We start from the raw sequence: 25,372 nt of genomic DNA, 5'->3' as shown, positions 1-25,372 counted from the left end.
GAACTAACCTCGGTACGCAGGGATCTTGGGCCGCCGTCGCGGGGTTCGCCTCAGGCTCGGAAGACCACCCGGTAGTACGTCTCGGAGTGCTGCAAGGCCAGCAGCACCGCGCCGCGCACCTCGGCGTCGGGGCCGAGCACCGAGGCGCGGATCTCCACACCGCGCAGCGCCGGCGCGAGGGCATGCCGGGCGGCGGCCGCCCGCAGCGGGTCGAGCAGCAGGTCCCCGATCGCGGCGAGGCCCCCTCCGACGACGACGAGCGCCGGGTTGTACGCATTGATGAGCCACGACGCCGCCAGCCCGAGGTGCTCGCCGGCGTCGGCGATCACCCGGCCGGCCAGCGAGTCGCCCGCCTGCGCGGCCGCCGCCACGTCCCGGGCGTCGAAGCCGTCGAGCCCGGCCAGCGCCGAGGGCTCGCCCGCGGCCAGGGCGCGCTGGGCCGCGCGCACGATCGCCGGGCCGGACGCCACCGTCTCCAGGCAGCCGACGTTGCCGCAGTTGCAGGGCTCCTCGATGCCGGGCACGGCGTTGTGGCCGATCTCCCCGGCCGTGCCGCCGACGCCGTGGAAGACCCGGCCGTCGGAGAGCACGCCGGCGGACAGGCCGGTGCCGGCGTACAGCAGCGCCAGGTCCCCGGCCCGCTCCCCCGCGCCCTCAAGGTTCTCGGCGACGGCGGCGGCCTGGCCGGCGTTGTGGACGTACACCGGAGCGCCCAGCTCGGCCGCGAGGACGTCCCGGACCGGCACGTCGCGCCACCCCAGGTTGGGCGCCAGCAGGCAGACCCCGGCGTGGAAGTCGGTGAGGCCGGGCAGCACGGCGCCGACGGCCGCGATCTTCGCGCCCGGCAGGCCGGCGCCGGCGATCGCGGTCCGCACCTCCTCGGCGACCAGGCGCAGGACCACGTCCGGCCCGGCCGGCCGCGGCGTGGGGAACTCGCGGCGGGCCACCTCCTCGCCCGCGGCGTCGCCGATGGCGATCGTGGTGCGCCGGGCGCCGATGTGCACGCCGACGACGAGCTGGGAGCGGGCGTTGAACTCCAGCAGGATCGGTGGCCGGCCGCCGCTCACCGCGGTGGAGCCGGGGCCGATCTCGCGGACCAGCCCGTCGGCGATGAGCTCGTCCACGATCGCCGAGACCGTGGGCTTGGCCAGCGTGGTGGAGCGGGCAATGCTCGCCCGGGACACCGGGCCGCCCTCCTTGACCAGCGCCAGCACGAGCGAGCGGTTGACTTCCCGCATCACGTTGTGGTCGGCACCGCGCCGCGGCTCATCTGATCGCATAATCCGACAACGCTACCCCGGCGATCACCCGCGGACGGGCACCCTACATTGGTATCGGACAACCTATGCCATAACCCCGGCCGGAAAGGCAGGCTTTCGATGCACATCTCGGCGCGTGGGGACTATGCGGTGCGGGCCTCTCTGGGGCTCGCGGCCGCGTATCCGGCGGTGGTGTCGGCCGCCGGCCTCGCCGACGAACAGGAGATGCCGCGCAAGTTCCTCGAGGCGGTGCTCGGCGACCTGCGCCGGGCCGGCCTGGTGCGGGGCCAGCGCGGCGTGGACGGCGGGTACGTGCTGACCCGCCAGCCCTCGGAGATCATGGTCGGCGACGTCCTGCGCGCCGTCGACGGCCCGCTGGCGGAGGTGCGCGGGGTGCGGCCGGAGGAGGCCATGTACTCCGGGACCGCCGAGCACCTGCAGCAGCTCTGGGTCGCCGTGCGGGCCGCGGTGCGCAACGTGCTCGACGAGGTGAGCCTCGCCGACGTGGTGCGCGGCCGCATGCCGGCCCACGTCCGGCGGCTCACCAGCCCGCCCGCCGCCTGGCAGCCCCGCTAGCCCCCTGATCTGGGGGAACGGGGCCGCCGGAGGCAGGCGGCGACCTACCCTCTGGGTATGTCGAAAGCGCACGACCCCTACCTGCAGGCGGCCGAGGGCTTCCTGCACAGCATCCGCGCCGAGCTGGACATGGCCGACGACCTCGAGATGGACCGCACGCTGCTGGTGACCCAGACGTACGCGCTGGTGAGCATCGCCCGGTCCCTCAACGAGCTGAGCGAGCGCGACTCGGCCGAAGGCGCGTCCTCGCTGGTCGCCGCCGCGATGAGCAACTGACCGGGGCGTTTGCCGCGAAAAATCCCGATGCCTGGCGGCATCAGGATTTTTCGGACATTTCGCCTGTCGGGTTATAAGTCAGATAAGTCGCGGCGCGGAGCGCCCGACTTATCTGGTTTGTCCGCATTCTCGCCCGGAGTGCCAGCGCGACGCCCGGCGTGCCGTCCCATGCGACGCCCGGGGTGCCGTCCTACACGACGCCCGGGGTGCCGTCCTACACGACGCCCGCGGCGCCGTCCCATGCGACGCCCGGGGTGCCGCCCTACGCGACGCCCGCGGCGGCGTCCCATGCGACGCCCGGGGTGCCGCCCTACGCGACGCCCGCGGCGGCGAACGAGTCGCCGATGGTGTGCACGTAGTCGGCGGCGGCCGTACCGGCGTTGGCCAGCTCCGACTCGACCACGGCGAGGCCCGGATGGACCGGGACGGCGCCGAGCTCGGCCAACAGCTCCCGCAGGTGCCGCTCGGTGGCCTCGGCCTGGGGCCGCACGCCGGCGGTGACGACCGTGACGGCGGCGACGCCCTTCAGGCCATCGGCGGGGAGCTGGTCCAGCAGGACCTTCAGGACGCCGGTGTAGGTCCCCTTGTACGTCGGGGTCGCCACCACCAGCAGGCTCGCCCGCTGCAGGCGGCCGATCGCGTCGAGCACGACGCCGTCACCGGGCTGCAGGAGGCGGGTGCCGAGGGCGGCGACGTCGATGGTGTGCGGTACCGGCTGGGCCAGGCGCTCGGCCAGCGCGGCGCCGACCTCCTCGGCCAGGTGGAGGGTCCGCGAGTGCGGGCGAGGGTTCCCGGAGAGCACGACGAGCATGGGCCGATCCTATCTCCTATCAACCCGATGGAAAATAGCGAGATTCCCGCCTGGGCGATTCGGGCCTATGCCCCGTCGGGCGAAAAATCCGATAAGTCGTGGCGCGCCAGCGCCCGACTTATCGGGCGATCTTGGCACGGCGGCGCTGGCAGGAAGGCCCCAGGGGCCGACCGCTTCGCCCAGTCTGGCTCGATGAGGCTTCGCTCTGATCGACCCAGACCAGGCGCTGACGGCAGCAACGGAGCCCTGGCTACGCGGACCGGAGCCAAAAAGGCTCTTTAGACCCAGGCTCGAGGATCCGCCACGAGGTCGCGAACCCGCTCCGGCAGCTCCCCCGTCACCACGTCCTCGATCGTGACGGTCTCCAGGATGAGCCGCTCGCTGGCGCGCAGGGCGATCCAGACGTCCTGCAGCGACGAGGCGGCGCCGTGGTAGCCGAGCTCCTCCGGCCGCTGGCCCCGGACGTTGGCGAGCGGGCCGTCGATGACCCGGATGATCTCGGCCAGGGAGATGTCGCCGGCCGGGCGGGCCAGGCGGTAGCCACCCTCCGGGCCGCGCTGGGCGACCACCACGCCGCCGCGGCGCAGCTGCAGGAGGATGCTCTCCAGGAACTTCGGTGGGATCTGCTGGGCCGAAGCGAGGCGGTCCGCGGTCACGAGCTTGCCGTCGGCGGAAATCGCCGCCAGCTCCGCGACGGCGCGCAGCGCGTAGTCAACCCTGGCCGAAAGGCGCATGACGCTATCCTCCCACGCGCCGCAACAGGCCTTCCTGCACGGCCGTGGCGATGTGACGGCCGTCGACCGTGAACATGCGGCCGGTGGCCAGGCCGCGGGCGCCCGATGCGGACGGGCTCACGCAGTCGTAGAGGAACCACTCGTCGGCGCGGAAGGGGCGGTGGAACCACATCGCGTGGTCGAGGCTGGCGCCGGCGAAGCCGCCGGGGCCCCACACGGCGCCGTGGGTCGAGAGCACCGAGTCGAGCAGGGTCAGGTCGGAGGCGAAGGTGAGCACGCAGGTGTGCAGCACCGGGTCGTCGGGGAGCTTGCCGTCCAGGCGCATCCACACCCGCTGCCGGTCCTCGGCCGGGCGGTCGCCGGGGCGGACCCAGCCGGGCTCGCCGACGTAGCGCACGTCGATCGGGCGGGGAACGAGCTTCCAGACGCCGGCCCGGTCCGGGTACCCCGCCAGCCGCTCGCCCATCGTCGGCACCTCGTCGGGCAGGGGCACGTCCAGCGGGGCCGGCTCGTGGTGGTCCAGGCCCTCCTCGGCGCGGTGGAACGAGGCCGACATGAAGAAGATCACCTCGCCGTGCTGCTCGGCGACCGAGCGGCGCACCGAGAAGGAGCGGCCGTCGCGGATGTTCTCCACGGCGTACGTGATCGGCACGCTGGGGTCGCCGGGGCGCACGAAGTAGCCGTGCAGCGAGTGCACCTGGCGGCCCGGATCGACCGTGCGGGCGGCGGCGACGAGGGCCTGGCCGGCGACCTGCCCGCCGAAGACGCGCTGGGGGCCGACCGGCGGGCTGATGCCCAGGAACCGGTCGTCCCCCAGCGCCTCGAGATCCAGGAGCCGGACGAGTTCGTCCACCGCGGCCTGCCCGCTCACCAATTCGGTCACACGGACAAATTTACGCAGGAACGCACCCCGCCATGGGCCGTCACTCGTGTGACAGTCCTCCCAGCTGGTGGACGCGCAGGGTGTTGGTCGAGCCCGGGGTGCCGGGCGGGGAACCGGCCACGATGACCACGTCGTCGCCGGGCGAGAGCCACGGCAGGCCGACGAGGGCCAGATCGACCTGCTTGAACATCTCGTCCGTGTGCTCCACGAACGGCACATCGAAGGTCTGCACGCCCCAGCTGAGGGTGAGCTGGTTGCGAACCGTGGGCTCGGGGGTGAACGCCAGCAGCGGCAGCTCGCAGTGCAGACGGGCCAGGCGGCGCACGGTGTCGCCGGTCTGGGTGAAGGCGACCAGGGCCTTCGCGCCGATGTTGCGCGCGATGTTGGACGCCGCCGAGGTGAGCGCGCCACCCTTGGTGCGCGGGTCGTGCTGCAGCCGCGGCACGGTGAGGGCGCCACCCTCGGTGGTGGCGACGATCCGGGCCATCGTCGAGACGGTCAGGATGGGGTACTTCCCGACACTCGTCTCGCCCGACAGCATCACGGCGTCGGCGCCGTCGAGGACCGCGTTGGCCACGTCGGACGCCTCGGCGCGGGTCGGCCGCGCGTTCTCGATCATCGAGTCGAGCATCTGGGTGGCGACGATGACCGGCTTGGCCTGCTCGCGGCACAGCTGCACCGCGCGCTTCTGGACCAGCGGCACCTGCTCCAGGGGCATCTCCACGCCCAGGTCACCACGGGCGACCATGACGCCGTCGAACGCGTTGACGATGGCCTCGAGCGCGGTGACCGCCTCGGGCTTCTCGACCTTCGCGATGACGGGGCGGCGGATGCCCTCTTCCGCCATGATTTCGTGGACCAGCTTGATGTCGTCGGGCGAGCGCACGAACGACAGCGCGATCCAGTCGACGCCCAGGCGCAGCGCGAAGCGCAGGTCCTCGGCGTCCTTGTCGGAAAGGGCGGGCACGCTCACAGCGACGTTGGGGAGCGAGACACCCTTGTTGTTGGACACCGTGCCGCCCTCGGTCACCAGGACCGAGATTTCGTTGCCGGTGACGCCGGTCACCTCGACGGCGACCCTGCCGTCGTCGATGAGCAGCCGGTCGCCGGCCTTGACCTCCTGCGGCAGCTTCTTGTAGGTGCACGACACCCGGTCGACCGTGCCGAGGATGTCGTCACTGGTGATGACCGCGGTGTGTCCGGTCGGCCACTCGTGCGGGCCGTCGGCGAAGCGGCCGAGACGGATCTTGGGGCCCTGAAGATCGGCCAGGATGCCCACGGGGCGGCCCGCGCCGGCGGAGGCCTCCCGAACGAGGTTGTACACCGAGGCGTGGTCCTCGTGGCTGCCGTGGCTGAAGTTGAGCCGCGCGACGTCCATACCGGCGTCGACAAGGCCACGGAGCCGCTCGGCCGAAGATGTGGCGGGGCCGAGCGTACAGACGATTTTGGCGCGTCGAGTCACACAGTGAGGCTAGCCCCTCGGCCACGGCGCGTATTCGCTGCCCCGGCCGCACGCCATCAGTTGAGACGCCGGTCACCCGGGCGTTGCCCGATACTGGTCCGATGTCCACCATCCCCCAGTGGCGGCGGCCCATGCGGGCCCGCGACAGCCGCGAGGCGCACCGCGTCGCGACCCCGCTCGAGCTGCTGTTCGACCTCTGCTTCGTGGTCGCCATCGCCCAGCTGGGGCAGCGCCTGCACCATGCGGTGGCCGAGCAGCACGTACTGCACGGCGTCGCCGGGTTCGTCATGGTGTTCTTCGCCATCTGGTGGGCATGGATGAACTTCACCTGGTTCGCCTCCGCCTACGACACCGACGACGTGCCGTACCGGCTGACCGCCCTGCTGCAGATCGCCGGGGTACTGGTCCTCGCCGCCGGCGTGCCGGCCGCGTTCGAAGGCCGGCTCGGCGTGGTCACGCTCGGTTACGCCATCATGCGCATCGGCCTGGCGACGCAGTGGCTGCGGGCCGCACGCTCCGACCCGGAGGGCCGGGGCACCGCGCTGCGGATGGCGGCCGGGGTGACCGCCTGCATGTTCGGCTGGGGGCTGCTGCTCCTCGCCCACGGTCACCTGCACACCGCGCTGTTCCCGGTGATGGTCGCCGCCGAGCTCTCGGTGCCGGTGTGGGCCGAGCGGCACCGCCGGACGCCGTGGCACCCGCACCACATCGCCGAGCGCTATGGCCTGCTGTTCATCATCGTGCTCGGCGAGATCGTCCTGTCCACCACCCTGGCGGTGCAGGGCGGCTTCAACACGGCCCGCCTGTGGTGGGTGGCCGGCAGCGGACTGCTCATCGTGTTCGCCTTCTGGTGGTTGTACTTCGAGCAGCCCGTCCACCACCGCCTGAACACCAACCGGCGGGGGTTCGTGTGGGGCTACGGGCACTTCTTCGTCTTCGGCTCGGTGGCCGCCCTCGGCGCGGGCCTGGCCGTGGCGCTCGAGTCGTCCTCGCACTACATGGCCGTATCCATCCCGGTCGCCCTGCTGCTCGTGTCACTGCAGCTGCTGCATCTGCCCCGCGAGCGCGGCTGGCTGGTCTACCTGGCGGCGTTCCTGGTGGTGTGCGCGGGCTTCGCGCCGGCCGCGCTGCCGATCGTGGCGGGGATCCTGGTCGCGCTGGTGGCGGCCCGGATCATGGCTCGGGCCCGGTGAACGCCTCGGCCCGGGCCCGGCCGTCCACGCTGTGACTGAAGACCCGCGAGTCCCCGTCGGTGGTGGTCGTCTGCCCGGTGAGCGTCGCGTGCAGCGGCATCGCCGACGTCATCTCGGCCCGCAGGCGCGGCAGCGCCGCCGGGTGCGCATCGCGCAGCCACGTCACCAGGTGCTCGCGCACGAAGCAGCGCAGGTCCCACAGCTTCGGCGCGTCCTCGGCGCTGACCAGGGCCCGCAGCTGCATCGCGCTGCCGGTCGCCTCCACCACCTGCAGCACCGAGACCCGCCCGTCCCACAGGTCCGTCGACTCGAGCGTGCGCCGCAGCTCCTCCCGCATCTCCGGCACCGGCAGCCACCAGTCCACGTCGAACATGACCGCCCCGAGCAGCGCCGAATCGGTGCGCGTCCAGTTCTGGAACGGCTTCTCGGTGAAGTACGAGGTCGGCAGGATCAGCCGGCGGTCGTCCCAGACGTGCACGACGACGTACGACAGGGTGATCTCCTGCACCCTCCCCCACTCCTGCTCCACGATCACCACGTCGCCGAGCCGTACCGCATCGGAGAACGCCAGCTGCAGCCCCGCGAACACGTTCCTCAGCACGCTCTGCGCCGCCAGACCGGCGACGATGCCCGCGAACCCCGCGCTGGCCAGCACGCTGGTCCCGATCAGCCGCGCCTCCGGGAACGTCATGAGCATGATGGCCAGGGCCACCACCGCCGCCACGGCCACCGTGACCCGCCGGATCATCACCACCTGCGTGTGCACCCGCCGCGCCGTACGGTTGTCCGGCACATCGGTGCGGAACCGCGACAGCGCCCACTCCTCCGCCACCACGAGCAACGCCGCCGCGAGCCACGCCGCCACCCCGATGATGATCAGCTGATCGGCATGCAGAAACGTGTGCCGCCACGACGCCCCGTTCGCGCTGGCCCGCACGGTGAAGTACACGGCACAGAGCACGACGAACCACTGCATCGGCCGATGCGCCCTGTTCGCGAGGTCCCGGATGAGCCGGGACGCCCGCCCGGCCCGCATGAGCGCCTTGTGCACCAGCTGTACCGCGAGCAGCGCCACCAACGCCGCCCCGAGCGCAATCCCGAGCGGCAGCAACGTGTCCAAGACCGAATCCCGCATTCTCGCGGCGTTACCCGCCCCGGGTGAGCCCCACACGCCAGCCGGAGGTGATCAATCTCGCGCCCTCCTCCGGATCGCCCACACCCCGACCGCCACCAGTACGAGCCCCACCCCAACTCCTCCGGCCACCACCCCAGCAGCGCTGGTGCTCCCCTTCGCCCCCACCCCGGACCCGCCGGGAGACCCTTCCCCACCAGCGTCCCCACCAGCGGACGAGGACGGCGGCATGGGAGCGACGTCAGCGGTGAGCGCCGCCACAGGATTCACGATCCCGAACCCGAACTCCTCATCCCGCCCCGGCTTCCCCTTGTCGGTAGCCGTAGCCGTAATCCGATGCACCACCTCGGCCGCTGAGAGCTCGGGGTACTTCGCCCGGACGAGCGCCACCACCCCGGACACAATCGCCGTCGCCTCACTCGTACCGCTGCCGACCGCGTACTTCGCGCCCGGATGGGTGGAGACGACGTCGACCGCAGGCGCCGCGACCAGAACCTCCGGCCCCGTAACCGACACCTGGGCGTGGTTGCCGTCGCGATCGGTGCCGGCGACGGCGATCACGCCGGGCACGTTGGCCGGGAAGCCAACGGTCTTCTGCTCGGGCGTATTGCCGGCCGCGGCCACCACCACGACGCCCGCTTGCAGCGCCCGCTCGACGGCCGCACGGACCGTCGGCGTTTCGCCGATGTCCAAGGACATGTTGATGACCTTCGCGCCGTGCTCGACAGCCCAGTCGATGCCCGCCGCGTCGTATTCGGGAATACCGAGACCGAGACCGCTGCGCACGACCTGCACCGGCAGGATCATCGCCTTGGGCGCGATGCCGAGCACGCCACCGCCGTTGGGCAGGCCCCGCCCGGCAATCAGCCCTGCCATGGCCGTGCCGTGGCCGATGTCGTCCACCCGACCGCCGGTGTTGTTGCCTTCGCCGTATGCCACACCGGCCAGCACCGCCCCCGCAAGCTCGGCATGCTTGACGTCGACCCCGCTGTCGAGGACGGCCACGACCACCCCGTCGCCCTGGCTGACCCGTTGTGCCTGCTCGATCCCGAGCACGGCGAGATGCCACTGCTGGTTCCGGATGTTGTCGGCCGCCGCCGGATCAGCCGGCACGAGCAGCATGGCGACGGCCGCCGCCAGCGCGACGCCCGCGCGCCGAACCGAAGCGCTCAACGGTCGATCCCCAGCACACCCGGGCCGGGGCTGTGGCGATCCGGCTCAGTCGTCGCTTCCAGCACGGGGGACACTCCCTCCTCAACTGACCAGAGCTCGTCGTCGTTGCCGCGCTTCGATCGACGGCGTTGCGCATACGCCTCGAAGGTATGGTCCCGGTAGCCTCCGGGCGCGCCGGTCCCCCGCGCCTCCACGGGTTCCGCCGACGTTGCTGGCCGGACGACCGGCTGGCGCCGTGCGGGATGGGCGACACCAGTTCGCGCCGGTGTGCCGCCGATGACCGGCGCGCCGCCGATCTGGCCGCTCCGCCCGCCCACCGAACCCGTTGGCAGGGGTCGGTCGATCACACCGCCCGGACCGACCACGCCAGGGTAGGCGAGGCTGTTCTGACCTGGTGCCGTCCGGACCGGGCCTGATCCGTACGGGCCGCCCGCATCCCCACCGAGGTTCCCACCCGGATCCCCACCCGGCCCCGGTGGTCCGGGCGAGCTCCCGGTCAGCACCAGTCCGTCGTGGCCATCACGCGGTCCGCCACCAAGGCCTCCACCGGAGTCGTCGCCGACCAGGTTGGTCCCCGGCGGCGGGTCGAAGACGGGCGACGGCAACACCGAAGAGGTCCGCGCCCCGCCCGAACCCGAGCTGCCGCTCGATGTTCCTGCACCAGCCGGGTCCGTCGCGGTCAGGTCCTCCTCGGACCCACGCATCCGCTGGTACCGGGGCACAGCTGCGGCGATCAGCGGCGCGGCGGCCGCGACCCTGGCATCGGCCGCCACGAGGATGTCGCGGCCGCGCTGATCCAGAGCGCGGTTGCCTTGGGAGGGGTTCACGAGTCCCTGGCCCTCGGCACGCTTCGAATACTGCGCCAACACGGGCTCGAGCTGGCGGCGTGCTTCCCGCAGCACCGCGTACACCTCGTCCACCCCGGTGCAGACCCGAGCCGCCGCGGCGGCCGAGAAGGTCATGGCGTCGATCATGGCGTTCAACTGCCGGATGAAGGCGGCCGCCGCCTCACTGCGGTCCGGGGACCACCCCTCGGCCAACCGGTCGCGTTGGACACGCAGGTTGTCGCGCTGGTGCTCCAAGGCGACGCGGAGTCGGTTCAACGCGTTGACGTGCGTGAAGCCGGCCTCCGGGTCCTCGTCGGCCACCATCTTCCACAGCTCGGGCAGCCGGTAGGCCTGGTAGTTCTCCCCCATCAGATCGGCCGGCCCGTGATCGGATCGTCGGCGTCGGCGTCGCTGTCCACCGCCCGCGTCGCGCCGCTGAGGGCGCCCGTCACCGCATCGCTGCTCAGGGCGTCGGCGGTGGTGTAGGCGTCGGCGATCGCGTGGGCCGCCCGGGCCATGACCGCGCCGTTGTACACCAGTGCGTCCATCACGTCGTACAGCTCCAGCAGCCGCGCGTGGTAGGACTTGGCGGCCTGTTGGACCGTCGGGCTCGCGGTGCGGGCGCCGAATATCGGGGTCTCGCTGAAGATGTGCAGGGTCTGGACCTTTTCCGCGGACAGGTGGACGTCCAGGTCGTGCTGCAGGTCCCTGCCGAAGCCGTGGACCGTGCCCGGGTCCACCGCGAAGCCGTGCTCACCCATCGCGCCCCTCCCGCCACGGTGTGCATCGAACAGCGTGACGGTACCGGGGGCGAGGGCGGGCGGGCGACCCCGCGGGACGGGTTCCGCAGAAGTCGCGAAACGGTCAAATCGGGATCACGGGTGTGGGTACGGGGAGGTGGCGGTGCGGGTGGGCAGGTCGCAGGCGTTCAGACCCGAGTCGTAGCCGGCGAAGAAGGAGGACGTTCGCTGGGCCGGGGAGCCGTGAGCGCCGGCGTCGCCCATCTGGTCGTAGACCTGTCTGGCCCACGGTTCGTCGTGGGCGATGAAGGTGTACCCCGGGAAGCGGACCCGAAGAGGTCCGCTCCCGAGCTGCACCTCAGGCGGACAGGGCTAGCGCCTGAAGAAGTGGAACCGTCAGGCGGACAGCGCCACCGCGGAGGGCTCGACCGGCGACGGAAGGCTGCCGTCGCCGCCCAGGTAGGCGTGGATCGACGCGGCGGCGGAGCGCCCCTCGGCGATCGCCCACACGATGAGCGAGGCGCCGCGGTGCATGTCGCCGGCGATGAACACGCCGGGGGCGCCGCTCTGCCAGTCCGGGCCGGTGTCGATGCCGCCGCGGCGGTTGCGGGTCAGGCCGAGGTTGTTGAGCAGCGGGCCCTCTTCGGTGCCCTCGAAGCCGATGGCCAGCAGCACCAGGTCCGCGGGGTACTCCCGCTCGGTCCCCTCCATGATGCTGACCACGCGGCGACCGTCCACTCTGGACACCTGGACCTCGGCGATGCGCACCGCAGTGAGGTTGCCCTCGGCGTCGCCCTCGAAGGAGGTGACGGCTACGGCGAAGGCGCGGTCGCCGCCCTCCTCGTGGGCCGGGTAGTTGCGCAGGATCCACGGCCAGGTCGGCCACGGGTCGCGGTCCTCGTCCCTGTCCGAGGGCGGCACCGGGTACTGGTCCAGCTGGAGCACCGAGCGGGCGCCCTGCCGGTGGGCGACGCCGAGGCAGTCGGCGGCGGTGTCGCCGCCGCCGATGATGATGACGTGCTTGCCCTCGGCGGTGATCGCGGGCGACGGCTGCTTGCCGGCGACCACCCGGTTGGACTCGACGAGGTGCTCCATCGCGAGGTGGATGCCGCGCAGCGAGCGGCCCGGCGTCTCCGGGGTGTCGCGGCCCGTGAGCGCGCCGCAGGCCAGCAACAGCGCGTCGTGCGAGGCGCGCAGCTCCTCCGCGGAGACGGTCACGCCGACGTTCACGCCGGTGCGGAACCGCACGCCCTCGGCCCGCAGCTGCTCCAGCCGCCGGTCGATGTGCTCCTTCTCGAGCTTGAAGTCCGGGATGCCGTACCGCAGGAGCCCACCCAGCTCGTCGTCGCGCTCGTAGACGGTGACGTCGTGCCCGGCCCGGGCCAGCTGCTGGGCGGCGGCGAGGCCGGCCGGGCCGGACCCGACCACCCCGACGCTCTTGCCGGTGCGCTCCGGGGCCTGGCGCGGGGTGACCCGCCCGGCCGCGACGGCCCGGTTGATGATCTCGACCTCGACCTGCTTGATGGTGACGGCCTGGCCGCCGGCGATGGACAGCACGCAGGCCGCCTCGCACGGCGCCGGGCACAGCCGCCCGGTGAACTCCGGGAAGTTGTTCGTGGCGTGCAGCGCCTCGATCGCGAAGTCCCAGTCGCCGGTGCGGACGAGGTCGTTCCAGTCCGGGATGCGGTTGCCCAGCGGGCAGCCGTCGTGACAGAACGGGATGCCGCAGTCCATGCAGCGGGTGGCCTGCTCCCGGATCAGCTCGTCACCGGCCGGCGGGTAGACCTCCCGCCAGTCCTGCAGGCGGACGGGGACCGGCCGGCGGTTCGGCAGCCGCCGATCGTAACGCAGGAAACCGTTCGGGTCAGGCACGTGCCACCTCCATGACAGCCGCATCCACATCGCGGCCGGCAGCCTCGGCGGCCCGCATCGCCTCCATCGCGCGCTCGAAGTCGCGGGGCATGACCTCGGTGAACTCGGCGAGCGTGGCGTTCCAGTCCGCCAGCAGCCGGGCGGCGACGGCCGAGCCCGTCTCGGCGAGGTGCTCCTCGATGTGCGCGCGCAGCACGGCCGGGTCGCGCACCGGGCGCAGGTCGACGAGCTCGGCGTTGACCAGCTCGCGGTCCAGGCGCCAGACGTAGGCCACGCCGCCGGACATGCCGGCCGCGAAGTTGCGTCCGGTCGGGCCGAGCACCACGACGGTGCCACCGGTCATGTACTCGCACCCGTGGTCGCCCACGCCCTCCACGACGGCCACGGCGCCGGAGTTGCGCACCGCGAACCGCTCGCCGGCCCGGCCGCGCATGAACAGCCGGCCGCCGGTGGCGCCGTAGAGCACCGTGTTGCCGCCGATGATCTGGTTCTCGGCCACGAACGGCGCCGCCTCGTCGGGGCGGACGACGAGCCGCCCGCCGGACAGGCCCTTGCCGACGTAGTCGTTGGCGTCGCCGTACAGCCGCAGGGTGATCCCGCGGGGGACGAACGCGCCGAACGACTGGCCGGCGGTGCCGCGCAGCGTAATGTCCACCGTGTTCTCGGGCAGGCCGGCGCCGCCGGCCCGGCGGGCCACCTCGCCGCCCAGCATCGCGCCCACGGACCGGTGCTCGTTGCGCACCGGGGCCTCGAGCTTGATCGACTCGCCCGCGTCCAGGGCCGGCGAGACCGCGGCGATGAACTGGTTGTCCAGCGCCCGCTCCAGCCGGTGGTCCTGCTTGGTGGTCTGGCGCCGGGCGGCGTCGTCGGCGAGAGGAGGCACGTGCAGCAGCGGGGTCAGGTCGAGTCCGCCGGCCTTCCAGTGGTCCACGGCCGGGCGCACGTCGAGCAGCTCGGTGCGGCCGATCGCCTCGTCGAGGGTGCGGAAGCCCAGCTCGGCCAGGTAGCCGCGGACCTCCTCGGCGAGGAACCAGAAGAAGTTCTCGACGAACTCGGGCGAGCCGTTGAACCGCTTGCGCAGCGCCGGATTCTGCGTGGCGATGCCGACCGGGCAGGTGTCGAGGTGGCAGACGCGCATCATGATGCAGCCGGAGACGATCAGCGGGGAGGTGGCGAAGCCGTACTCCTCGGCGCCGAGCAGCGCCGCGATGATCACGTCCCGGCCGGTCTTGAGCTGCCCGTCGGCCTGCACGGTGACCCGGTCCCGCAGCCCCGACAGCAGCAGCGTCTGCTGCGTCTCGGCCAGCCCCAGCTCCCACGGGGTGCCCGCGTGCTTGAGCGAGTTGAGCGGCGAGGCCCCCGTACCACCGTCATGTCCCGAGATCAGGATGACGTCGGCCTTCGTCTTGGCCACGCCGGCCGCCACGGTGCCGACGCCCACCTCGGAGACGAGCTTGACGTGCACGCGCGCCGAGGGGTTGACGTTCTTGAGGTCGAAGACCAGCTGGGCCAGGTCCTCGATGGAGTAGATGTCGTGGTGCGGCGGCGGCGAGATCAGCCCGACGCCCGGGGTGGCGTGGCGGGTCTTGGCGATCCAGGGCCACACCTTGTTGCCGGGCAGCTGCCCGCCCTCGCCGGGCTTCGCGCCCTGGGCCATCTTGATCTGCAGGTCGTCGGCGTTGACCAGGTACTCGGTGGTGACGCCGAAGCGGCCGCTGGCCACCTGCTTGACGGCGGAGCGGCGGCGCGGGTCGTGCAGACGCTCGGAGTCCTCGCCGCCCTCGCCGGTGTTGGACTTGCCGCCGATGTTGTTCATCGCGATGGCGAGGGTCTCGTGCGCCTCGGCGGAGATGCTGCCGTACGACATGGCGCCCGTCGCGAAGCGCTTGACGATCTCCGTGGCCGGCTCGACCTCGTCGAGCGGCACGGCCGGGCGCACGCCGGTGCGCAGCTCGAACAGGCCGCGCAGCGCCCCGGCCCGGCCGGCCAGCTCGTCGACCTTCGCGGTGTAGCGCTGGAAGACGTCGTACTGCCGCGAGCGGGTCGCGTGCTGCAGCAGGAACACGGTCTCGGGGTTGAACAGGTGCAGCTCGCCCTCGCGGCGCCACTGGTACTCGCCGCCGACCTCGAGCCGCCGGTGCGCCCGCTCGGCCTCGTTGGCCGGGTAGGCGCGGGCGTGCCGGGCGGCGATCTCGGCGTGCACCTCGGCCAGGCCGATCCCGCCGATCTTGCTCGGGGTGCCGGTGAAGTAGCGCTCGACGAGCCGCGGGTCGAGCCCGACGGCCTCGAAGACCTGGGCGCCGCAGTACGACGAGACGGTCGAGATGCCCATCTTGGACATGATCTTCAGGACGCCCTTGCCGAGCGCCTTGACGTAGTTGTAGACCGCCTTCTCCGGGGAGACGCCGCTCAGCGCGCCGGTGGCGATGAGGTCCTCGGCGGTCTCGAAGGCCAGGTACGGGTTGACCGCGGAGGCGCCGAAGCCGACCAGCACGGCGACGTGGTGCACCTCGCGGCAGTCGCCGGACTCGACGACCAGCGACACCTGGGTGCGGGTCTGCTCGCGCACGAGGTGCTGGTGCACGGCCGCGGTGAGCAGCAGCGACGGGATCGGCGCGAGGTCGGCGGTGGAGTCGCGGTCGGACAGCACCAGGATGCGCACGCCGTCCTCGATGGCCTCGGAGACGCCGCGCATGATCTCGACCAGGCGGCGCTTGAGGCCGGTCGCGCCGTCGCGGACCGGGTAGAGGCCGGACACCCGCACGGCCTTGAAGCCGGGCAGGTCGCCGTCGTCGTCGATGTGCAGGATCTTGGCCAGGTCGTCGTTGTCGATGACCGGGTACGGCAGCGCGATCTGCCGGCAGGAGGCCGGCCCCGGCCGCAGCAGGTTGGCCTCGGGGCCGATCGTCGCCGCGACGCTGGTCACCAGCTCCTCGCGGATCGCGTCCAGCGGCGGGTTGGTGACCTGCGCGAAGAGCTGGGTGAAGTAGTCGTACATCAGGCGGGGCCGGGTCGACAGGACGGCCACCGGGGTGTCGGTGCCCATCGAGCCGAGCGGCTCGGCGCCGGTCCGGGCCATCGGCCCGATGAGGATCTTGAGCTCCTCCTCGGTGTAGCCGAAGGTCTGCTGGCGGCGCTGGACGGAGTCGTGGGTGTACACGACGTGCTCGCGCTCGGGCAGCGTCTCGAGGTCCATGAGCCCGGCGTGCAGCCACTCGTCGTACGGCTCGGCGGCGGCCAGCTCGGCCTTGATCTCGTCGTCGGTGCGGATGCGCCCGGCCGCCGTGTCGACCAGGAGCATCTTGCCCGGCGCCGACCGGCCCTTGGCCACGATGGTGGCCGGGTCGAGGTCGAGCACGCCGGCCTCGCTGGCCAGCACGATGAGCCCGTCGCTGGTCTGCCACCAGCGGCCCGGGCGCAGGCCGTTGCGGTCGAGCACCGCGCCGACGACGGTGCCGTCGGTGAAGGCCACGCTGGCCGGGCCGTCCCAGGGCTCCATGAGGCAGGCGTGGAAGCGGTAGAAGGCCCGGCGGGCCGGGTCCATGCGCGGGTCGTTCTCCCACGCCTCGGGGATCATCATCAGCACCGCGTGCGGCAGGCTGCGCCCGGCCAGGTGCAGCAGCTCCAGCACCTCGTCGAAGTTCGCCGAGTCCGACGCCTCCGGGGTGCAGACCGGGAACAGCCGGCGGATGTTGCCGGGCAGGTTCTCCGTGGCCAGCAGCGCCTCGCGGGCGGCCATCCAGTTGCGGTTGCCGCGGATCGTGTTGATCTCGCCGTTGTGGGCGATGATGCGGTACGGGTGCGACAGCTCCCACGACGGGAACGTGTTCGTGGAGAAGCGCGAGTGCACCAGCGCGATCGCCGAGGCGACCCGCTCGTCGGACAGGTCGGGGAAGAAGGACACGACCTGGTCCGGGGTGAGCATGCCCTTGTACGTGATCGTGCGCGACGACAGCGACGGCAGGTACAGCTGGATGCCCCGCTCCCGGGTCTCCCGCTCGGTCTGCTTGCGCACGCAGTAGACGACCCGGTCGAGGTCCAGGCCGCCGAGCACGACGCCGGGCGAGCCGAGCTTCTCCGCGCTCAGGAACACCTGGCGGATGCGCGGCATGGCGGCCAGCGCGGTGGCGCCGAGGTCGGTGGCGTCGACCGGCACGTCCCGCCAGCCGAGCACCTGGGCCCCTTCGACGAGGGCGTACTTCTCCAGCACCCGCTGCGCGCGCTGGGCCGCCTCGTCGTCGGTGGGCAGGAAGGCCAGGCCGGTCGCGTACTGCCCGGCGGGCGGCAGCTGGAAGGGCACGACCGCGCGCAGGAACTCGTCCGGGATTCCGATCATGATGCCGGCACCGTCGCCGGTGTTGGGCTCGGCACCGCGGGCACCACGGTGGTCCATCCGGCGCAGCGCCGAGAGCCCCTTGAAGACGACGTCATGGGACCTGCGGCCATGAATATCGGCGACGAAGGCGACCCCGCACGCGTCGTGCTCAAAGGCAGGGTCGTACAGGCCCTGCCGCTGCGGTCCCGGGACAACCATCGGGCCTCCTGACGTCATCGAGTGCAAATCGGGACAACGTCGGCCCTGGGGAGCGGTCTTGCCAGTGTACGCGAAGAGCGGGCGCAATTTGCATGCTGGTACTCGAGTCACGTACCGCACGCCAGCGCGCCCGCCGGATGTGTTGCGGAACAACGTACCGTGCCGACCCGCGCCCGACCTACAGGGCGAGATCGTGACAAATCCCACGAGCTGCCAGGTCGGGGCGCTGTTACCGACAGGTCGGGGCGCTGTTACAGAACTGTCACGCAACCTTGGACGGTCCGGAACACGTCCAAGGAGCGGATGGCTGCCGACGTGCGTTACTCCCTACGATGATGCACGGCAAGATCGCCAGCCACCATCAGGTTCGCGCAACTTTGAACCGGTGGCACAAACCCGGGATACATCGGCGTTGTAACCCGTGCATGCTCATAGCCAACTTCACAACTGCACTTACCCAACCCAACGCGATTCAGCGTCACCAAGTCCCTTGAAGGAGGTGTGGACATGGGAGTCTCCGCACGCGCACTGGCCACGATAGCCGCGCTCACGAGCGTTGTCGTCCTGGCTGCCGGCTGCAACGGCAGCAACGACGACGCGAAGCCGAAGTGGAACGGCACGGGCAGTAGCGCCGGCGGCCCCTCGGCTTCCGCGTCCGCCGAGCTGCCGAAGGCGGCCTTCGCCGAGCCCGCCGACGGCGCGAGCAACGTCTCCACCGCCACCGAGCTGTCCCTGCAGGCCGGGCCGGGCGCCAACGCCCAGGTCACCCTGACGGACACCACCGGTGCGACGGTGACCGGCTCGCTCCGCGCCGACGGGACCGCGTGGGTCCCCGGGTCGCAGCTCAAGTACGGCACGCAGTACACGGCGACCGTGACCTCCGCCGGCGACACCGCCGGCAAGAAGATCACGTTCACCACCATGGCGAAGCCCGGCAAGACGGTCAACGTCTCGACGGCGATCTCGGACAACAAGGTGTACGGCGTGGGCATGCCCATCGTCGTGCGGTTCGGCTCCAGCGTCCCGCAGGAGATGCGCGCCGCGGTGGAGAAGCGCCTCATCGTCACCTCCGACCCGCCGCAGGTGGGCACCTGGTACTGGTTCAACGGCGGCGAGATCCACTACCGCACGAAGGAGTACTGGAAGCCCGGCACCAAGATCAACGTCCGGCTGGCCGTCGGCGGCCTCCAGCTGACCAAGACCGGCTGGGGCACCAAGGACGTCACCAGCACGTTCGCCATCGGCGACAGCATCGTCATGACGACCGACGACAAGACCCACCAGATGACGGTGGAGCAGAACGGCACGGTCATCAAGACGCTCCCGGTCAGCCTCGGCAAGCCCAAGACCCCGTCGTCCTCCGGGAACATGGTGGTCATGGACAAGAACCAGTCCGAGCTGTTCGTGGGGACCGACCCCTCCGACCCGTACCGCGAGACGGTGTACTGGACGCAGCGGATGACCAGCGGCGGCGAGTACATCCACTCGGCACCGTGGTCGGTGGGCGACCAGGGCAAGCGCAACGTCTCGCACGGCTGCACCAACGTGTCCGAGTCGAACGCGAAGTACCTGTACAACCTGACCAAGATCGGCGACGTCGTGATCGTGAAGAACACGACCCGCAAGCTCGCCTGGGGCAACGGCTGGACCGACTGGGACAAGACCTGGGACGAGTACCTCAAGGGCAGCGCGCTCCCGGCGCCGGTGGACACCGCCGCGAGCCCGAGCACCGCGGCCTCGGCCTCGGCAGGCGCGTCGGCCCCGGCCGCGTAACCGCACCACGTTTTCGACGGGCCGCCGTCCGCTCCCCCTGGGGGCAGACGGCGGCCCGTTCGCTGTTGCATCATCGACGCTGTGTTCACCGCGGTCACACCGCACCTCGGCCCGGCCGGGCTCGCCGCCACCGGCGCGGTCGTGCTGCTCCTGCTGATCAGCGTCGTGCGCGCCACCCCGGCCCGGATGGCCCGGCTGCGGGCCCTCGCGCTGGCCCACCCGGCCGGCGCCGCGTGGGTCTACCGCCGCAGCCTGGCCTACATCGGCACGCTCGCCGTGCTGGCCCTGGTGCCGCTGCTCGAACCGGGGGTCGACGCCGCCGACCTGGGCCTGGCCGGCCTCGCCGACTACCGGTTGGCCGTCGCCGCCGGCATCCTCGCCGCGCTCGGCGGGGTCCTGTACTGGCGCCACCGGCGCGTCGAGATCCCCGCCGACGCCAAGGTCGCCCACCTGCTGCCGCGCACCCGCCGGGACCGGCGCTGGGCCGTGCTGGTCGCCGCCATCGTCGGGATCGGCGAGGAGATCGTGTTCCGCGGGACGCTCCTGGCGGCCGGCGTCGGCGTGCTCGGCCTGAACCCGTGGTCGGCGGCGTTCCTGTCGGCGGTGCTGTTCGCCGCCGGGCACCGCTACCAGGGCCGGGCCGGCGTGCTGAGCTCGTTCGGGTTCGCCTTCTTCGCGACGCTGCTCTACGCGGCGACCGGCAACCTGCTCGCGGCGATGGCCGTGCACATCGCGGTCGACCTGGCCTCGCTGCTCGGCCCCCGGCTGGTCCCGGCGGCCCCGCCCGCCGCGGAGGAGGGCGCGCCGAGGCCCTCGCCGGTGCCGTTGCGACCCGCGGCCCCCGACGCCGGCACGGCCGGTTGACCGAGCGTCGGATGCACGATCCCCGGATGATCCGGGGCATCGACGGGCGCTAGCCTCTCGCGCATGGCTCTGGTCCGGCGTACCACCATCCTCGGCAGCTCCAGCAACCGCGTCGTGGCCGCGGCCACCGTCGCCCCGCCCAACCTCGTCCAGCCACCCATCCCGCCGCAGGCCGGGCCGGTCGACGTCGACGTGACCCAGCGCATCCCCACGCCCGGCATGGCGCCCGGCATGGCGCCCGGCACGGCGCCCGGCACGGTCCCCGAGTTGGGCGCCGCCGTGGCCGCCGCGGTCGGCGGCGACGTGCCGCCCGCGCCCGGGGGCGAGGCCGCGGCCGTGGCCAGCCAGCCGGCAAGCATCGCCTCACTGGTCGCCGCCTTCGGGCTCGTCGCGGCCGGCGGGGCGGGGTCCTGGGCGCTGTACCACTTCGGCATCAACGCCGAGGAGATCCACCTCCCCGACGCGACCGCGCTGTTCGGGGTGCTCTTCGCCTTCGCCACCGCGGTCGAGCGCGTGCTGGAGCCCTTCGCGCGGTTCATGCCCGGCCAGCACGCCAAGGGCGAGCTCGAGCGGGCCGTGGCCAACATGGCCAACAAGTACCACGACGCCACCCTCGACGACCTGATCCAGGTCGCCCACGCGAAGTCCATGGTGGATCGCGGCCGGGCCAGCCGCGGCCTGGTCTCGTGGGGCATCGCGGTCGCCCTGGCCACCGTGGCGTCCGCGTCCGGCGGCCTCTACCTGCTGCACTCCATCGCCGGCGACGCGTGGCACGGCATCCCGGTCTGGATCGACGCCGTCATCACCGGCGTGGTGGTCGGCAGCGGCACCAAGCCCCTGCACGACGTCATCAGCAAGGTGCAGAAGAACAAGGAGAAGTCCGAGGACACCAGCGCCTAGAGGACCAGCAGACCGTCGGCCTGCCCGCGCTGGGCGAGGCTCGTCAGGGTCTCCTCGGCCTCCATGAACGGCAGGTACGGCAGGTCGTGCGGCTGCGTGCGCAGCACCTGGGTGGCGTGGTGGGCGGGCACCCCGCCGCCCGGGTAGGCGCGGGCGCAGCGGCTGTCGACGAGCGCGTGCCGGGTGCCGAACGCGGCCACCGCCTCCCACTCGGCCAGCGGCGCGGTCGTCGGCAGCGTCACCCCCGGCGGCTCCGGCAGGACGTCGATCGACGTGAACGGCTCGCTGCCGGCCAGCCACCACGAGACGGCCCGGACCGCGGAGCGCAGCGGGTACTCGCACCAGTACGGCACCAGCCCGGCCCGCACCACGTGCCACGGGTCGAGCAGCCGCCCGCACTCGACGACGAGCCGGTTGCCGGTGCGCTCGCCGGCCCGCAGCCAGTCGCGGTACAGGTCGGCGACGGCCCCGCTGAGCACGTCCGGGTGCCGGTAGAGAACCTGCCGGACCGGGTGCGCGTGCGCGGCCGCGAAGCGGCGCAGGTCCTCGACGAACCCGCGGTCCACGCTGCGCTCGCCGTCGCTGTCCTCCGGCCCGTCCGGGCTCGGCCCCGGTGCGGTGCGCCGGTCGTAGTAGTCGCCCGGGGTCAGGCCGGTCGCGCGGCCGCCGAGCTGGAAGGTGTACCCCGGCTGGCCGCCCACGGTCAGCCAGCGGCTCACGTCCCGGGTCACGATGATCGGGGCGTCCGGGCGCAGCCGGTCGGCGATGAACTCCCGGTAGGCATCCGGCAGCCGCTGCCAACGCACCACCGCGTACGCGGTCGCGGACGCCGACCAGCCCCGCCACACCGGGTCGTAGACCTGCCGGACCGCGACGTCCGGGTTGGCCTCCAGGATCGGCCGGGCGTTGCGCTCCCCCGCCTTCGCCGCGGCCGCACCGTCGGCCGCGACCCCGTTGGGGGCCGTCCCGTCGAACGTGGCGATGTCGGCCGTCGGCAGCTCGAACGCGGCCGGCAGCCACGGCACCCCGAGCGCGGCCGCCAGGTGCAGCGCGGCACCGTGCGGCGAGCCGACGACGAGGCCGTTGTAGCGCCCGGCCGGCAGCTGCCCGACCAGCCAGCGGGCGACCACGCCGGCGTCGAGCGTGGTGCTGGCGTCGCGGCGGGCGTGCCGGCCCCGGGCCGCGCTCCAGCGGGGCGCGGCCACCACCGGGCGGGGCACCCCGCGCCGGTAGGACAGCGCCCGCCCCGAGGCGATCGCGAGCGCGGTGCCCAGCCCGGTCGGCCACTGCAGGTCGACGTCGGCCGCCGTCTCCGCCCGCCGCCTCATCGGCCCGGCCCAGTCTGTACGCTCATCCCGCCAGTTCCCCCAAGTCCCGCGTAATGTGCACGGCTCCTGCCCAGCGGCCGGGAGGCTAAACCCCTGCCATGGCGCGGCGGACGGCCAACCCGTAGACTCGCTACACATGAAGGCGGACGCGCTACGCGGGCATCTCGACGCACTCCTGCTCGCGGTGCTCGACGGCGAACCCCGCCACGGATACGCCATCATCGAGGCGCTACAGGAGCGCAGCGGCGGCACTCTCGCGCTGCCCACCGGCACCGTGTATCCGGCGCTGCGCCGGCTGGAGCGGGCCGGCTACGTGGAGAGCGCGTGGTCGACGGTCGGTGGGCGCGAGCGGCGCACCTATCGCCTGACCAACGCGGGCCGGAAGGTGCTGGCGGAGGAGCGCTCGGCCTGGGCGGAGTTCACCGCCACGATCGGCGCGGTGCTGCTCCCGCCGCCCGCCTCGGCGTAGAGCTCGTTCGACGATGATCTTCACGAAAAGTCGGGCACTTCGTGCCGCGACTTTTCAGACATGTCGCCTGGCGCCGTATAAATCCGATAAGTCGTGGCGCGCAGCGCCCGACTTATCGGAAAAGCCCCGCTTGCCGGGCTCCGCCGCGCCTCAGGCCAGGGCTGCGCGGCGGGCGAACGAGACGCAGCGGACCGCGAGCAGCCCCGCTTGCCGGGTTCCGCCCCGCCTCAGGCCAGGGCTGCGCGGCGGGCGAACGAGACGCAGCGGACCGCGAGCAGCCCCGCGTAGCCGAACGCGCATGTGTTGAACACCATCCCGGCGAGCACCGGCGGCCAGGTCGCGGCGGCCGGCCACTGATAGATGCTGAGCCCGAACACGGCCGCGCCGATGAGCCCGTGCAGGCCCAGGAAGGTGACCGCGCCCAGGCCGACGATGCGGGTGTACCGCACCCCGTCGCGCAGGTAGCGGGCCCCCCACGTGAAGCCGGCCACCACCAGCCCGGCGATCATCGCGGCCATGAACGACGTGTACTTGAAGTGGTCGACCAGCACCCAGTAGAGGTGGCTCGCGTGGCCGGTCCCCCACGGGCTGTCCCACCACATGAGCGGCGCGAGGACGTTGACCAGGGGCAGCGCCAGGGCGATCCACAGCGCGGTGCGCCGGCCCTGCTGCGCGGCCAGTTCGGCCTGGTAGGCGGGGACCACCTCGCGGTGCGTCCCGAACTCGCGCACGGCCCGCCGCCGGGCGTCCAGCGGCGCGAGACCCGCGTCCTCGAACGCGTCGGCCGCGTCCACGAGGCTGTGCCGCGCCTCGGTGATCATCTCGTCGCGCGTGCGCCGCGGCCCGCGCAGCGCGGCGGCCAGGCCGTCGACGTACGCGTCGATCGGATCGGCCGCGGCAAGGTCTCGCTTGGACACCCCCTCCACCGGTCCAGGGTCCCACACCGCGCGCCACCGCCGTCAACCGCCGGTGGCCGTCAGCCTCCCGTCGTCCACGGTCACGACCTCGTCGAACAGCTTCAGGTCGGCCTGCCGGTGGGTGACCATCACCACGGTGCGCTCCCCCGCCGCCCGCAGCGCGGTGGCCAGCACGGCGTCGGCCGCGGCGGGGTCGAGCCCCTCGGTCGGCTCGTCCAGCAGCAGGATCGGCGGCGGATCGAGCAGCGCCCGGGCCAGCAGGAGCCGCTGCCGCTGCCCGCCCGACAGCCGCCCGCCGTCCTCGCCCACGATGTCGTCGAGCCTTCCCGCGTACTCCCCGAGCCCGGCCGCCTCCAGCGCCGCACCCAGCTCGTCGTCGCCGAACCCGTCCCGGCCGAGGGTGAGGTTCTCGCGCACCGTGTCGTGGAAGACGTGCGCGTCGGCGAACACGCCCCCGGCCACCTGCCAGGGCTCGGCCCCCTCCGGCAGCCCGTCCACCCGGCCGCCGGTCACGGGCGCCCGCCCGGCGATGGCGTCGAGCAGCGTGGACTTCCCGGCCCCGCTGGCGCCGACGACGGCCACCCGCCGCCCGGCGGGCAGGTCGAGGTCGACCCCGTCGAGCGCCGCCCGGCCGCCGTGCGGATACCGCACGGTGACCCCGTGCAGCCGCAGCGGCACGGCCCCGGCCCAGGCCCGCTGCACGGGCTGAGCGCCGGAGGGTTCCGGCGCGTCGGCGGCGATCTCGCGGATGCGCCCGACCGCCGCGCGGACCTCGCCCTGGCGCGCGGCCGCGGCGGCCAGCGGCACCACGACCTCGCCGACGGTGAGGGCGACGAGCGCCAGCACCGGCGCGGCGGATCCCTGGACGAGCACGGCGACGGCGAGCGCGACGCCGGCCGGCACCAGCGCGGCGGCCCCGGTCACCAGGCCGGACACCGCGGCCGAGCGGGCCTCCAGGCGGGCCAGCCGGCGCGAGCGCGCGGAGGCCTCGGCGAGCGCGGCGGGCATGGCGCCGAACGCAATCAGCTCGGCCGCGCCGTGCGCCAGGTCCACAGTGGACTGGGCCACCTCGCCGCGCGTGCGGGCGATCGCGGCGGCCGAGGCCGGGCCGGTGCGGGCCAGCACGTTGCCGAGCGCCGGGAGCAGCACGCCCGCGATGAGCAGGCCGCCGGCGAGCACCGCGCCCGCGCGCGGGTCGGCCGCGCCCACTCCGGCCACCGCGGCCAGGCCGACCACGGCGGCGACGCCGGCCGGCAGCACCGCACGCAGCAGCAGGTCCTGCACGGCGTCCACATCGGACACCACCCGGCTCAGCGCGTCCCCGCCCGGCGCCGCGTCGCCCCGGGCCGTCAGGCCGGCGAACGCGCGGGCGCGCAGGTCGGCCAGCACGCGGAGGACGACGTCGTGGCCGGCGAGGCGCTCGGCGTACCGAATCCCGCCCTTGAGCAGCGCGAAGGCGCGCACCGCGGCGATCGCCACGGCGAGGGCGGCCAGCGGCGGCTGGTCGGCCGCCCGCACGATCATCCACGTCGCGGTCCCGACCAGCCCGACCCCGGCCGCCTCGGTCAGCACGGCCAGCAGCCCGGCGAAGAGCAACCGCGCGACGACGCCCGGCGTGAGCAGCCCCCGCATCACGCCGCCACCGCCGG

Annotated in this window: 22 protein-coding genes; 7 read left to right on the top strand and 15 right to left on the bottom strand. The window is 72.8% G+C overall.

Annotation, left to right across the window (positions count from 1 at the left end; genetic code table 11):
• Window positions 1-50: 50 nt before the first annotated feature.
• Window positions 51-1,238 carry an ROK family transcriptional regulator gene (locus ABD352_RS22040; protein WP_344614332.1) on the bottom strand — a complete coding sequence of 396 codons (1,188 nt, stop codon included), beginning with the start codon at window positions 1,236-1,238 and terminating at the stop codon, window positions 51-53.
• Window positions 1,239-1,379: 141 nt separating this feature from the next.
• Here ABD352_RS22040 and ABD352_RS22035 point away from each other — a divergent pair, with 141 nt between their 5' ends.
• Both ABD352_RS22035 and ABD352_RS22030 read left to right on the top strand, forming a co-directional pair.
• Window positions 1,380-1,835 carry an RrF2 family transcriptional regulator gene (locus ABD352_RS22035; RefSeq protein WP_344614331.1) on the top strand — a complete coding sequence of 152 codons (456 nt, stop codon included), beginning with the start codon at window positions 1,380-1,382 and terminating at the stop codon, window positions 1,833-1,835.
• 57 nt (window positions 1,836-1,892) lie between these two features.
• Window positions 1,893-2,111, top strand: coding sequence for a hypothetical protein (locus ABD352_RS22030; protein ID WP_344614330.1), 219 nt, complete (start codon window positions 1,893-1,895; stop codon window positions 2,109-2,111).
• A gap of 310 nt (window positions 2,112-2,421) precedes the next feature.
• Here ABD352_RS22030 and ABD352_RS22025 read toward each other — a convergent pair whose 3' ends face one another.
• From ABD352_RS22025 to pyk, 4 genes are all read right to left on the bottom strand, one after another.
• Complete coding sequence (locus ABD352_RS22025; RefSeq protein ID WP_344614329.1) at window positions 2,422-2,922, bottom strand: NADPH-dependent FMN reductase; 501 nt, start codon at window positions 2,920-2,922, stop codon at window positions 2,422-2,424.
• Between the two features lie 278 nt (window positions 2,923-3,200).
• Window positions 3,201-3,656, bottom strand: coding sequence for an RrF2 family transcriptional regulator (locus tag ABD352_RS22020; protein WP_344614328.1), 456 nt, complete (start codon window positions 3,654-3,656; stop codon window positions 3,201-3,203).
• A 4-nt stretch (window positions 3,657-3,660) separates the two neighbouring features.
• Entirely contained in the window at window positions 3,661-4,530 is an 870-nt protein-coding gene (locus ABD352_RS22015) for an acyl-CoA thioesterase (protein WP_344614603.1), read from the bottom strand.
• Window positions 4,531-4,579: 49 nt separating this feature from the next.
• A complete protein-coding gene (gene pyk, locus ABD352_RS22010; protein WP_344614327.1) occupies window positions 4,580-6,001 on the bottom strand; it encodes a pyruvate kinase in 1,422 nt (473 codons plus the stop codon).
• 101 nt (window positions 6,002-6,102) lie between these two features.
• Between pyk and ABD352_RS22005 the strand changes: the two genes are divergently transcribed.
• Entirely contained in the window at window positions 6,103-7,194 is a 1,092-nt protein-coding gene (locus tag ABD352_RS22005; RefSeq protein ID WP_344614326.1) for a low temperature requirement protein A, read from the top strand.
• Here the strand turns inward: ABD352_RS22005 and ABD352_RS22000 are convergent.
• The 7 genes from ABD352_RS22000 to gltB all read right to left on the bottom strand — a co-directional run bounded on the left by ABD352_RS22000 (window position 7,175) and on the right by gltB (window position 17,490).
• The gene (locus tag ABD352_RS22000; protein ID WP_344614325.1) at window positions 7,175-8,329 is read right to left on the bottom strand and encodes a mechanosensitive ion channel family protein; all 1,155 of its coding nucleotides are present in this window, start codon (window positions 8,327-8,329) and stop codon (window positions 7,175-7,177) included. The two genes, ABD352_RS22005 and ABD352_RS22000, sit on opposite strands and share 20 nt — an antisense overlap.
• A gap of 51 nt (window positions 8,330-8,380) precedes the next feature.
• Entirely contained in the window at window positions 8,381-9,499 is a 1,119-nt protein-coding gene (locus ABD352_RS21995) for a S8 family serine peptidase (protein ID WP_344614324.1), read from the bottom strand.
• Window positions 9,496-10,695, bottom strand: a complete 1,200-nt coding sequence (locus ABD352_RS21990; RefSeq protein WP_344614323.1) for a hypothetical protein — start codon at window positions 10,693-10,695, stop codon at window positions 9,496-9,498. Before ABD352_RS21990 ends, ABD352_RS21995 begins: the two co-directional genes overlap by 4 nt.
• On the bottom strand, window positions 10,695-11,087 hold the full coding sequence (locus ABD352_RS21985; protein WP_344614322.1) for a hypothetical protein: 393 nt from the start codon (window positions 11,085-11,087) through the stop codon (window positions 10,695-10,697). Before ABD352_RS21985 ends, ABD352_RS21990 begins: the two co-directional genes overlap by 1 nt.
• A 114-nt stretch (window positions 11,088-11,201) precedes the next feature.
• Window positions 11,202-11,423, bottom strand: a complete 222-nt coding sequence (locus ABD352_RS21980; protein ID WP_344614321.1) for a hypothetical protein — start codon at window positions 11,421-11,423, stop codon at window positions 11,202-11,204.
• Window positions 11,424-11,462: 39 nt separating this feature from the next.
• Window positions 11,463-12,938, bottom strand: coding sequence for a glutamate synthase subunit beta (locus tag ABD352_RS21975; protein ID WP_344614320.1), 1,476 nt, complete (start codon window positions 12,936-12,938; stop codon window positions 11,463-11,465).
• The gene (gltB, locus tag ABD352_RS21970; protein WP_425553590.1) at window positions 12,931-17,490 is read right to left on the bottom strand and encodes a glutamate synthase large subunit; all 4,560 of its coding nucleotides are present in this window, start codon (window positions 17,488-17,490) and stop codon (window positions 12,931-12,933) included. Before gltB ends, ABD352_RS21975 begins: the two co-directional genes overlap by 8 nt.
• A 489-nt stretch (window positions 17,491-17,979) precedes the next feature.
• Here gltB and ABD352_RS21965 point away from each other — a divergent pair, with 489 nt between their 5' ends.
• From ABD352_RS21965 to ABD352_RS21955, 3 genes are all read left to right on the top strand, one after another.
• On the top strand, window positions 17,980-19,245 hold the full coding sequence (locus ABD352_RS21965) for a L,D-transpeptidase (RefSeq protein ID WP_344614318.1): 1,266 nt from the start codon (window positions 17,980-17,982) through the stop codon (window positions 19,243-19,245).
• An 81-nt stretch (window positions 19,246-19,326) separates the two neighbouring features.
• Window positions 19,327-20,109 (top strand): CPBP family intramembrane glutamic endopeptidase, encoded by a 783-nt coding sequence (locus ABD352_RS21960; protein ID WP_344614317.1) that lies wholly within the window; start codon window positions 19,327-19,329, stop codon window positions 20,107-20,109.
• A 63-nt stretch (window positions 20,110-20,172) separates the two neighbouring features.
• Entirely contained in the window at window positions 20,173-21,009 is an 837-nt protein-coding gene (locus tag ABD352_RS21955; RefSeq protein WP_344614316.1) for a hypothetical protein, read from the top strand.
• Here ABD352_RS21955 and ABD352_RS21950 read toward each other — a convergent pair.
• On the bottom strand, window positions 21,006-22,337 hold the full coding sequence (locus ABD352_RS21950) for a hypothetical protein (protein WP_344614315.1): 1,332 nt from the start codon (window positions 22,335-22,337) through the stop codon (window positions 21,006-21,008). The genes ABD352_RS21955 and ABD352_RS21950 overlap by 4 nt on opposite strands.
• A gap of 136 nt (window positions 22,338-22,473) precedes the next feature.
• Between ABD352_RS21950 and ABD352_RS21945 the strand changes: the two genes are divergently transcribed.
• The gene (locus ABD352_RS21945) at window positions 22,474-22,806 is read left to right on the top strand and encodes a PadR family transcriptional regulator (RefSeq protein WP_344614314.1); all 333 of its coding nucleotides are present in this window, start codon (window positions 22,474-22,476) and stop codon (window positions 22,804-22,806) included.
• A gap of 227 nt (window positions 22,807-23,033) precedes the next feature.
• Here ABD352_RS21945 and ABD352_RS21940 read toward each other — a convergent pair whose 3' ends face one another.
• Both ABD352_RS21940 and cydC read right to left on the bottom strand, forming a co-directional pair.
• On the bottom strand, window positions 23,034-23,732 hold the full coding sequence (locus ABD352_RS21940; protein WP_344614313.1) for a permease prefix domain 1-containing protein: 699 nt from the start codon (window positions 23,730-23,732) through the stop codon (window positions 23,034-23,036).
• A 33-nt stretch (window positions 23,733-23,765) separates the two neighbouring features.
• Window positions 23,766-25,355: a thiol reductant ABC exporter subunit CydC gene (cydC, locus tag ABD352_RS21935; RefSeq protein ID WP_344614602.1), complete on the bottom strand. Its 1,590-nt coding sequence runs from the start codon at window positions 25,353-25,355 to the stop codon at window positions 23,766-23,768.
• Window positions 25,356-25,372 lie beyond the last annotated feature (17 nt).

This window comes from Dactylosporangium salmoneum, from assembly GCF_039532525.1.
Lineage (GTDB): Bacteria > Actinomycetota > Actinomycetes > Mycobacteriales > Micromonosporaceae > Dactylosporangium > Dactylosporangium salmoneum.
Note: the sequence above shows the minus strand (reverse complement) of the source record. Positions and strands in the feature narration are given on the sequence as shown.